The 12,106-nt window shown below is 64.4% G+C and carries 4 protein-coding genes; all 4 read left to right on the plus strand.

Annotation, left to right across the window (positions count from 1 at the left end; all coding sequences use genetic code 11):
- Window positions 1-203: 203 nt before the first annotated feature.
- The 4 genes from PXH66_RS09235 to PXH66_RS09250 all read left to right on the plus strand — a co-directional run bounded on the left by PXH66_RS09235 (window position 204) and on the right by PXH66_RS09250 (window position 12,078).
- The gene (locus tag PXH66_RS09235) at window positions 204-9,341 is read left to right on the plus strand and encodes a YDG domain-containing protein (protein WP_330932334.1); all 9,138 of its coding nucleotides are present in this window, start codon (window positions 204-206) and stop codon (window positions 9,339-9,341) included.
- A gap of 217 nt (window positions 9,342-9,558) precedes the next feature.
- Window positions 9,559-11,121: a glucose-6-phosphate isomerase gene (locus PXH66_RS09240; RefSeq protein ID WP_330928185.1), complete on the plus strand. Its 1,563-nt coding sequence runs from the start codon at window positions 9,559-9,561 to the stop codon at window positions 11,119-11,121.
- Between the two features lie 33 nt (window positions 11,122-11,154).
- Complete coding sequence (locus PXH66_RS09245) at window positions 11,155-11,901, plus strand: hypothetical protein (RefSeq protein ID WP_330928186.1); 747 nt, start codon at window positions 11,155-11,157, stop codon at window positions 11,899-11,901.
- 3 nt (window positions 11,902-11,904) lie between these two features.
- Window positions 11,905-12,078, plus strand: coding sequence for a hypothetical protein (locus tag PXH66_RS09250; protein WP_330928187.1), 174 nt, complete (start codon window positions 11,905-11,907; stop codon window positions 12,076-12,078).
- Window positions 12,079-12,106: the final 28 nt, after the last annotated feature.

A 12,106-nucleotide genomic window follows, 5' to 3' on the forward strand; every position in this document is an offset into this window, starting at 1 on the left:
TAAATTCAGGATTAAATTAGGAGCGAAAACACCCACCCATTCTGCCCTGATATTGCATTTGGTCTCGCACTAGGTGCCATCTTACCCCGAGATCCTTACCCCTTTTCTGGAACTACGGACGTTTATATCCTTAAATCTCCGTGAACAATAATTTAACACGAAGAAGTATGTTAATTAGTTTTCGTCGGCTGATCCTTGCGATTGTGAGCACCACAATCGTCTCCTCTTCAATTTTTGCAGCCACTGGAGACAAGGTCGGCGGTAATATCATCCCCGGGGCGGACGTCGGCAACGATACCACTTTCACCGACTTTCCCGGCGAATTTGCCTATCTCAGCAATGGCAATGTAGCCACGATTTGGAATAGCCGGCTCCCCACCGGCAGCTTGGATAACGACGAATATGGTTCCTACGTGGAAATCTACAACCCAGCGACTGCCGCCACCGTCGTCAGCGAGTTTGTCCCCTATTCTGATCAATCCGGCACCGGACGCCAACGCAGTCCGGGCATTGCCGCGCTTCCCGGTGGCGGCTTCGTGTGCACTTGGACCGTGAACCTACCCGGTTCCGGCGGTAGTTTCACCACCGACGCTTATTACGATGTCTATGCCCGGGTCTTCCAAAACGACGGCACTCCGGTTACTGCCTCCACCCGCGTCAACGAATCCGCCGGCACAATCTACCGCGAATACTCTTCCGGTGACATCACGGTTTTCCCCACCGGCAACTTTGTTGTCGCGCTGGACCGTAATGATGAATCCGGCAATTCGACCGGCAGCGAAGACGATGTTCTGCTGCAGTTTTTCAACAGCAGCGGAGTCAAAATCGGAGGCAATATCATTCCAGGAGTCGATGCGGGTAATGACACCACCTTCACCGACTTCCCCGGCGAATTTGCCTATCTCAGCAATGGCAATGTAGCCACGATTTGGAATAGCCGGCTCCCCACCGGCAGCTTGGATAACGACGAATATGGTTCCTACGTGGAAATCTACAACCCAGCGACTGCCGCCACCGTCGTCAGCGAGTTTGTCCCCTATTCTGATCAATCCGGCACCGGACGCCAACGCAGTCCGGGCATTGCCGCGCTTCCCGGTGGCGGCTTCGTGTGCACTTGGACCGTGAACCTACCCGGTTCCGGCGGTAGTTTCACCACCGACGCTTATTACGATGTCTATGCCCGGGTCTTCCAAAACGACGGCACTCCGGTTACTGCCTCCACCCGCGTCAACGAATCCGCCGGCACAATCTACCGCGAATACTCTTCCGGTGACATCACGGTTTTCCCCACCGGCAACTTTGTTGTCGCGCTGGACCGTAATGATGAATCCGGCAATTCGACCGGCAGCGAAGACGATGTTCTGCTGCAGTTTTTCAACAGCAGCGGAGTCAAAATCGGAGGCAATATCATTCCAGGAGTCGATGCGGGTAATGACACCACCTTCACCGACTTCCCCGGCGAATTTGCCTATCTCAGCAATGGCAATGTAGCCACGATTTGGAATAGCCGGCTCCCCACCGGCAGCTTGGATAACGACGAATATGGTTCCTACGTGGAAATCTACAACCCAGCGACTGCCGCCACCGTCGTCAGCGAGTTTGTCCCCTATTCTGATCAATCCGGCACCGGACGCCAACGCAGTCCGGGCATTGCCGCGCTTCCCGGTGGCGGCTTCGTGTGCACCTGGACCGTGAACCTACCCGGTTCCGGCGGTAGTTTCACCACCGACGCTTATTACGATGTCTATGCCCGGGTCTTCCAAAACGACGGCACTCCGGTTACTGCCTCCACCCGCGTCAACCAATCCGCCGGCACAATCTACCGCGAATACTCTTCCGGTGACATCACGGTTTTCTCCTCCGGCAACCACGTCATCTATCTGGACCGCAATGATGAATCCGGCAATTCGACCGGCAGTGAAGACGACATCCTTCTTCAGTTTTTTGAATCTCCTGCTGAAGTTAGCAACGCGACGCCCACCGACATCGCGTTGAGCAGCAGTGCGGTGAACCAGTCCGGAGGCACGAACGCGTCGGTGGGCACGCTCTCGACGACGGACAGCGACAGTGGCGACAGCCACACCTACACCTTGGTTTCCGGCACGGGCGCCACCCACAACGGCTCGTTCAACATCAGCGGCAGCACCCTGCGGGCGAACGACGCCTCGGCGCTCGCGGCGGGTGACTACGCCGTGCGCATTCAAACCGACGACGGCAACTCCAGCGGCACCTACGCGGAGGCCTTCACCATCACCGTCTCCGACGATGTCGCGCCGGCCGCGCCCTCGACGCCGGACCTTGCCTCCAGCTCGGACGCCGGCACGTCCAACTCGGACAACATCACCACGGGCACGACGCCCACCATCACCGGCACGGCCGAAGCCGGTGCCACGGTCAAACTCTACGACACCGACGGCACGACCCAGATCGGCAGTGGCACGGCCACCGGTGGCAATTGGTCAATCGTCACGTCCACCCTCTCCGAAGGCGAACACACCATCACAGCCAAGGCGACCGACGCCGCCAACAACACCTCCGTCGCCTCCAGCGGCCTGACCATCACCTTGGACAACACCGGTCCGGTGATCACCAGTTCGACCAGTCCGTCCTTCACCTATGGCACCGCGGCCGACTACACGCTGACGGCCAGCGGCAGCCCGGTCACCTTCACCGCCCCCGTCGGTCTGCCGGCCGGGTTGAGCATGAACGCCAGCACCGGCGTCTTCAGCGGCACGCCCTCCACAATCGCCACCAGCAACCACGTCGTCCAAGTCGGCGACACCGCCGGTAACTCCACTGGTGCCCTGCTCACGATCACCGTCAACGCCGCGCCGCTCACTATCACAGGACTCACCGGCGACGCCAAAACCTACGACAAGACCACCACTGGCAGTGCCTCCGGCACCGCCGTCCTCGCCGGCATCGTCGGCTCCGACGACGTGTCCCTCGGCGGTTCCCCCGTCTACACCTTCGCCTCCGCCGGCGTGGGCACCGGGATCACGCTCAACACCACCGGCTTCACCCTCTCCGGCACCGATGCGAGCAAATACACGCTCACCCAACCGACGCTCTCCGCCAACATCACGGCCAAGCCCCTCACCGTCACGGGAGTGACCGGGGTCAACAAAGCCTACGATTCGACCACCACCGGCACCCTCAACACCTCCGGCCACGCCCTCGTGGGCGTGGAGTCCGGCGACACCGTGACCCTCAACGCCACCGGCGGCACCGGCACGTTCGCGGATGAACACGTGAACACCGGCATCACCGTCACCGTCACCGGCCTCGCACTCTCCGGCGCCGACGCGGCCAACTACACCCTCACCCAGCCCACCGGCCTCACCGCCGCCATCTCCGCGATTCCGCTGGCCATCACCGGCGTCACCGCCTCCGGCAAAGTCTACGACGGATCGACTGCCGCCACGTTGGTCAACACCTCCGCCGCCCTCTCCGGCACCATCGGAGGAGACGACATTGCCCTGGGCAGCGGCAGCGCCACCGCCACCTTCGCCTCCGCCAACATCGGCACCGGCATCACCGTCACGCCCACCGGTTACGCCCTCTCCGGCACCGACGCGGGCAACTACACCCTCGCTCAACCCACGGGTCTCACCGCCGACATCACCGCCAAAGGTCTCACCATCACCGGGATCTCCGCCTCGGGTAAAACCTACGACGCCACCACCGCCGCCGCCCTCAATACCGCCTCCGCCACCGTCGTGGGCAAAGTGGGCTCGGACGACGTGAGCGCCGACTTCGGCAGCGCCACCGGCACCTTCGCCGACAAAACCGTCGGCACCGGCAAGGCGGTCACCGTCGCCAACGTCAGCCTCTCCGGCACCGCCGCAGGCAACTACACCATCAGTCAACCCACCGGGTTGACCGCGGACATCACGGCGGCCCCCTTGACCATCACCGGTGCCACCGCCACGGGCAAAGTCTACAATGCCACCACCGCCGCCACCCTCGGCGGCACGCCCTCCCTCGTCGGTATCCAAGGCAGCGACACGGTCAACCTCGCCACGGCCAACATCGCGGGCTCCTTCGCCACCAAAACCATCGGCACCGCCAAAGCGGTCACCGCCCACGGCTACGCCATCTCCGGGGCCGACGCGGGCAACTACACCGTCGCTCAACCCACCGGCCTCACCGCCGATATCACCGCGGCTCCGCTGACCATCACCGGGGTCACCGCCGCGGGCAAAACTTACGACGCCACCACCGCCGCCACCCTCGGCGGCACGCCCTCCCTCGTCGGTATCCAAGGCAGCGATACCGTCACCGTGGCCACGGGCGGCATTGCCGCCACCTTCGCCGATGCCAACGTCGGCACCGCCAAGGTGGTGACCGCCACCGGCTACGCCCTCGCCGGCACCGATGCCGGCAACTACACCCTGTCGCAGCCCACCGGCCTCACCGCCGACATCGCCGCCAAGGGCCTCACCATTGCCGGGGTCACCGCCGCGGGCAAAACCTACGACGCCACCACCACCGCCGTCCTCAACACCGGCTCCGGAACCGTCGTCGGGAAAGTGGGCTCGGACGACGTGACTGCCGACTTCGGCAGCGCCACCGGCGCCTTCGCCTCCAAAACCATCGGCACAGGCAAAAGTGTCACCGTCACGGGCGTCACCCTCACCGGCACCGCCGCGGGCAATTACTCCGTCGCCCAACCCACCGGCCTCACCGCCGACATCACCGCGGCGGCGTTGACCATCACCGGCGCCACCGCCGGCAATAAAGTCTACGATGCGTCCACCACCGCCACCCTCGGCGGCACACCCACACTCGTCGGCATCCAGGGTAGTGACTCGGTCAACCTCGCCACCGCCAACACCGCGGGCGTCTTCGCCGACAAAACCATCGGCACCGCCAAAGCGGTCACCGCCCACGGTTACGCCATCTCCGGCGCCGACGCGGGCAATTACACCGTCGCGCAACCCACCGGCCTCACCGCCGACATCACCGCGGCACCGCTGACCATCACCGGAGCCACCGCCGCGGGTAAAACCTACGACGCCACCACCACCGCCACTCTCGGCGGCACCCCCGCCCTCGTGGGTATCCAAGGCAGCGATACCGTGAACCTCGATATCGCTGGCATATCCGCCACCTTTGCCGACAAGACCGTCGGCACCGCCAAGGCCGTGACCGCCACCGGTTACGCCCTCTCCGGCACCGACGCCGGTAACTACACCCTGTCCCAACCCACCGGGATCACCGCCGACATCACGGCGGCCACCCTGACCACCACCGGCACCACCGCATCGAACAAGGTCTACGATGCCGGCACCGCCGCCGTCCTCGACACCGGCTCGGCCGTGCCAGTCGGCGTTATCGGTTCCGACACGGTGACGATCAATGGCTCCAGCGCCACCGGCACCTTCGCCGACAAAAACGTCGGCACCGGCAAACCTGTCACCGTCACCGGCCTGACCCTCGCGGGAGCCGACGCCGGCAACTACATCCTTACCCAACCCACGACCACCGCCGACATCACCGCGGCCACGCTCACGGTCGCGGGCACCACCGCCCAGCACAAGGCCTACGACGGTAACACCACCGCCACGGCCGACTTCGGCTCCGCCACCCTCGGCGGTATCCTCGGCACGGACACCGTGACCCTCGACAGCTCGAGTGTCACCGCCACCTTCGCCGATGCCAACGTGGGCACCGGCAAAACGGTCACGACCGCCAACCTCGGCCTCGCCGGCACCGACGCGGGCAACTACACCCTCACCGCGCCCACCGCCACCGCCGACATCACCGCCATCGCGCTCACCATCACCGGTGTCACCGCCGGGAACAAAACCTACGACGCCACCACCACCGCCACCCTCAACACGAGCGGGGCCACCCTGGTGGGCATCGTCGGCTCCGATGCCGTCACCCCGGTCGACGGCGCCGCCACCGGCACCTTCGCCGACAAAAACGTCGGCACCGGCAAGACCGTCACCATCACCGGCTTTAGCCTCGGAGGCGCTCAGGCGTCCAACTACACCGTGGTTCAACCCACGGCCACCGCCTCCATCACGACCCAGGCGGTCACCGTCACCGGCATCACCGCCGCCGACAAACCCTTCGACAACACGACCGACGCGACGCTCGACCTCACGGGCGCCACGTTGCACGACGTCATCGGCGGCGACGACGTCGCGCTCAACACCACCGCGGCCCTCGGCACCTTCGACACCGAAGACAAAGGCACCGACAAGGTGGTCACCATCACCGGCCTCACCCTGACCGGCACCGATGCGGGCAACTACAGCCTCACCACCCCGACCGCGCTGGCCGAAATCAGTGCCAAGGAACTGACCATCAGCGGTGTCACGGCGGCCTCCAAGGTCTACGACGACACCACGCTGGCGACCCTCGACACCAGTGCCGCCTCCCTAGTTGGTATTGAGACCGGCGATACGGTCACCCTCGATTCCTCCGCGGCCGCGGCGGCCTTCGATACCGCCCTCATCGGCACCGGCAAGACCGTCACCACCAGCGGCTTCGCCCTCACCGGGGCCGACGCGGAAAACTACGCGCTCGTGCAACCCACGCTGAGCGCCGACATCACCGCCCGTGAGCTCACCCTCACCGGCCTGGCCGCCCGCGACAAAGCCTACGATGCGACCACCACGGCCGACATCGATGAAAGCGGCCTCACGCTCGTCGGGGTCCAGGGCGATGACGACGTCACCGTCGACTCCTCCGGAGCCACCGCCCACTTCGCCGACAAACTCGTGGGCACCGGCAAATCCGTCACCCTGGCCGGCGCCACGCTGACCGGGGCCGATGCCGGCAACTACACCCTCACGTTGCCGACGGACCTCACCGCCGATATCACCGTCACCAACCTCACGGTGATCGGCGCCACCGTCACCCCCAAGGTCTACGACGGCACCACCGCCGCCTCCCTCGACTTTGGCGGTGCCAGCCTCGCCGGTATCCAGGGCGGCGATACCGTCACCCTCGACGTCACCGGCGCCACCGGTTCCTACAGCGACGCCACCGCCGGCTCCGGCATCACGGTCACCGTCACCGGAGTTGCTCTGGCCGGCTCCGATGCAGCTAACTACACCGTCAGCCAACCGTCCCTCACCGGTGCCATCACCAAGGCGCTCGGCGCGATCACCTTCGCCGATCTCACCCAAACTTACACCGGCAGCGCGTTGGAGCCCACCGTCACCACCACGCCGAGCGGCATGACGGTCAGCCTCACCTACAACGCAGCCGCCACGGCGCCCACCAACGCCGGCGCCTACACCGTCGAGGCCACCATCGTGGACGCCAACTACCAGGGAGCCGATGATGACGACTTCGTCATCGAGAAAGCCGATCAGACCATCACGATCGGCGCGGTCGGCACGCTGACCGCCGGTATTGCCAGCGAACTAAGCGCCACCGCCTCCAGCGGACTCACCCCGGTGACCTTCGCGGTGACCTCCGGAGCGGCCTCGCTCAGTGGGTCGACCCTCACCGCGCTGTCCACCGCGCCGATCACGATCACCGCCGCCCAGGCCGGGGACGCCAACTTCAACGCGGCTTCCGCCACGGTCACGATCACCTCGATCGTCAAGCAAAGTCAGACCATCACCTTCGATGCCCTGACCAACCGCCAGGCCAACGGTGAAGCCTTCGATCTGCAGGCCACCGCCTCGTCGGAACTGCCCGTCACCTTCACCATCGTGAGTGGTCCGGTTATGCTCAGTGGCAACACCGTCACCATGACCGGTGCCAGTGGCACCGTCACCGTGCGCGCCGATCAAGCCGGCGATGCGGTCTTTGCCGCCGCCGCCCCGGTGACCCAAACCTTCGAGGTGACGCAAGCCGGTCCGTTGATTTACTTCGGCACGACCAACGAAGGCACCGAATTTGCCGTGGAAATCCCCGAAGACTCCACCATCGGCACCCTCTTCGGTCTGATCACCCAAACCGGCCAATACTACATCCTCACCTTCCAAGTGAACGAGGACCGCAGTATCACGGCCCTGAACCTGCAAATCCTCGGCGATCCCGTCACCGCGGCGACCAGCCTCGCCACGCATCCGCTGCGCAAGCGCGTGGGCAAGGATCTGCCGGCGAGCGCCCGTGACCTCGCCTATACCTTCACCGGCACGATACGAGGCGGGGTCCTCAACCTCGCCATCGCCGAACTCGGCGTCACCCTCTCCGGAGCGGTGGAACCGCCCGAAGGCCCCACTGCGACCATCGCCGGCCTGTATGAGTCCAACAGCCTCAACTCCGCCAATGGCACCACCACGTCCATCGTCGGCACCACCGGCAAGGTCTACGTGATCGCGGTCACCCCGGGCCTCATCACCGGCGGCTCCGGCACCGTGGCGAGCAACGGATCCTTCAACATCAGCACCGCCCAACAGGCCACCATCATCGGCAACGTCGATGCTCCGAGCACGACGGTCACCGGCACCATCCTCCTGCCCGACGGCACCGAGGACGACTTCGCCGGCCTCTCCACCGGCACACTGCGCACCGACCGCTTGATCAACCTCTCGACCCGTGCCCACGTTGACGCCACCACCGACTCCGGCGCCCTCGTCGCCGGCTTCGTCATCGGAGGCGATACGTCCAAGCGCGTGCTGCTGCGGGCGATCGGACCGGGCCTGGCCCAGTTCGGTCTCACCACCGCGTTGCCCGACCCGCAGGTCACCGTTTACAACGCCACCGGTGAAGTCGTGGCCGAAGTCGACAACTGGGGTGGCGACGACGCCACCGCCGAAGCCATGAGCACCATCGGCGCCTTCCCGTTGGCCGCGGACAGCCTCGATGCGGTTTACACCACCGAACTCGCTCCGGGCGCTTATACCATGCGCGTCACCAACAACGGTGACGCCGGCGTGGCCATCGCCGAGATCTACGACGCTTCCGAGAATCCCAACTCCGAATACCAACGGCTGATCAACATCTCCTCGCGCGGCCGCGTCGTCGGCGGCGAAGGCGTGCTCGTGGGCGGCTTCATCGTCACCGGCAACAGCCCCAAGCGCGTGCTGGTTCGCGGCGCCGGTCCCGGTCTCGGTGCCTACGGCGTCCCCGGCGTCCTCTCCGATCCCGAGCTCACCGTCTACGACGCCAACGAGCAAGTGGTCGCTCGCAACGATAACTGGGAAACGCCGGCTCCGGTCAAAGTTGGTCAACGCACCGCCTCGGCCGCCGAGATCACCGCCGCCAACGCCACCGTCGGTGCCTTCAGCTTCGCCACCGGCGGCACCGACGCGGCCCTGATCATCACGCTGCGCCCGGGAGCCTACACCGTCGAACTCAGCTCCGCCGCCGACGCCGCGGTGGCCGCCGGCAACGCCCTCATCGAAATATACGAAATCCCCGAATAGGACCTCGGCGAACTCCCTCGTGCCTCCCTCTCCAGCCCCGGTTCTTCGCGAACCGGGGCTTGTTTTTGCCCCAAATTCATCTGAGGTCCTCGGAGGGGAATTTCTCCTATGGAAACAAGATTCTCATCGACCGATACAGAATTGAACTCTCCTTTGGAAAAATACGGCCTAGTTTGCCACTTCACCGCCAAACTTCCGACTCAAACACCCTTTCACCATGTCCTGGGACAGCTTCAAACAACACTACCACCCCTATCCGGAACTCGGGCTCGCGCTCGACCTCAGTCGCCTTGCCCTGCCGGAGGACTTTCTCACCGCGCACGAAGAGGCCATGCAGGCCGCCTTCAAGGCCATGAATGAGCTCGAGGCGGGCGCGATCGCCAACCCCGACGAGGGACGCATGGTCGGTCACTACTGGCTGCGTGACGCCGCGCTCGCGCCCGACGCCGAGACGCGTGCCGCCATCACCGACACGTTGGCGCAAATCAAGTCCTTCACCGCCGACGTGCACGCCGGCACCATCGCTGGTCCCCACGGTGCCTTCACGCAGCTGCTCGTGATCGGCATCGGTGGCTCGGCCCTCGGGCCGCAGTTCGTGCACCACGCGCTCGGCCAACCCGCCGCTGACAAGATGACGGTGCACTTCTTCGACAACACCGATCCCGACGGCATGGACTACACCATTGCCCAGATCGGAGACAAACTCGCCGAGACCCTCGCCGTCGTCATTTCCAAGTCCGGCGGCACCGCCGAGACCCGCAATGGCATGTTGGAAGCCTCCGTCGCCTTTCGCGCCGCCGGCCTCGATCCCGCCCGGCACTTGGTCGCCGTCACCGGCACCGATTCCAAACTCGACAAGGTCGCCGTCGCAGAAAACTGGCTCGCCCGGTTCCCCATGTGGGACTGGGTCGGTGGCCGCACCTCCGAACTCTGCGTGGTCGGTCTCCTGCCCGCCGCCCTTCAAGGCATCGACATCGACGGCATGCTCGCCGGTGCCGCCGCCATGGACGCCCAAACCCGCATCGGCGTCACGGCCGAAAACCCCGCCGCGCTGCTCGCCCTCGCCTGGCATCACGCCACTGCTGGACGCGGCGCCAAGGACATGGTCGTGCTCCCTTACAAGGACCGCCTGCTGCTCTTTTCCCGCTACTTGCAGCAGCTTATCATGGAGTCGCTCGGCAAGGAGCTCGATCTCGCTGGCAACGTCGTCAACCAAGGCATCGCGGTTTACGGCAACAAGGGCTCGACCGACCAGCACGCCTACGTGCAACAGCTCCGCGAAGGCGTGAACAACTTCTTCGTCACGTTCATTGAAGTGCTCAAGGATCGCTCCGGTGATTCCATTGAGGTCAACAAGGGCGTGACTTCCGGCGACTACCTGCAGGGCTTCCTCCTCGGCACGCGTGACGCGCTCAGCGAGAAAGACCGCACGTCCGTCACCCTCACCGTCAACGACGTCTCGCCGCGCACCATTGGCATGTTGATCGCGCTCTACGAGCGCGTGGTCGGTTTCTACGCTTCGCTCATCGGCATCAACGCCTACCATCAGCCGGGCGTCGAAGCCGGCAAGAAGGCCGCCGGCGGCGTGATCGCCTTGAAAAACGATATCCAAACCGTGTTGGCCGACGCCCCCGGCAAAGGCTACACCGCCGAGGATCTCGCCGCCGAAGTCGACGGCGATGCCGAACTCACGTTCAAGATTCTCGAACATCTCGCGGCCAACGGCTCCCTTCGCAAGGAAGCCAAGGAGCCGTGGTTCGAAAGCCTCTACGGCGCGTAAACTCCGCCTCCGCCGTTCGTCCGATCATCTCCGATGCGCCACCTCACCCTCATTCTGTCTCTCGTGGCTTTGATCGGGGCGGTGGCGTCGGGGGTGCTGTTTTTCATCATCGGCGACACCAAACAAAAACTGCACCAACAGCTCGTGGCCGAACAGGCCCGGGCGTCCGGTCTCGCGGCAGAACTCACGGCTGCCGAGGTCACCCGCACCGAACAACAAGAACGTATTCGCTCATTGGATGCGCAACTCGCCGCCACCAAACGCGAGTTGACCGCAACGCAGGTGCAGGCGGACCAGATCCGCCAAGCGCTCGATTTGGCTGAAGAACAGTTCGCCGCAGCCGAGATCACCGCCGCCCGGGCCCGCGCCGATCTCGTCGCGGCCCAGACCGAACTGGTCTCCGCCCGAAAGGCGGTGGCCAACAGCATCGCCCCCGCCGACGCGATGCGATACCGCAACACCATTGCGAACCTCGAAACGCGAGTGATGGAGTTGGAGACCGTCATTGAACAAAAGTCGCGCGAAACTTTGATGGTATCGAATCGCGCCAACCACGCCCAAGTCGTGAGCGTTGGGGCCCAAAACGCGTTTGTAGTGATCAACTTCGGTAGCACCCACGGCGCAGTGCCCAACCAACAATTCCAAATCAAACGCGGCCCCGACGTGCTCGCGGTGGTTGAAATTAGCGCCACAAGGGAGAATTATTCCATTGCGCAGGTCTTACCTGCTTCCCTGTCTGGCAAATTACGCAAAGGCGATGCCGCCACGTTAACACTCTGAATCATGAAATTCTTCCTCCGCCTCCTCCTCGCCCTCGCAGGAATCGCCGGCACGTTTGTGTTTACCGGTTGCACCAGCCAAACCGACGCTGACTCCTCGATTCCGTGGAGCCGCCCCGCCAACTGGGAAGGCCAAGTTCCCGGGATGGGCACGGGCAAAGGCTCCGGCATTCGCTGAGCCCCGATCAACCTGCCGAGGTTTTTCA

The organism is Synoicihabitans lomoniglobus (assembly GCF_029023725.1).
Classification (GTDB): Bacteria; Verrucomicrobiota; Verrucomicrobiia; order Opitutales; family Opitutaceae; genus Actomonas; species Actomonas lomonigloba.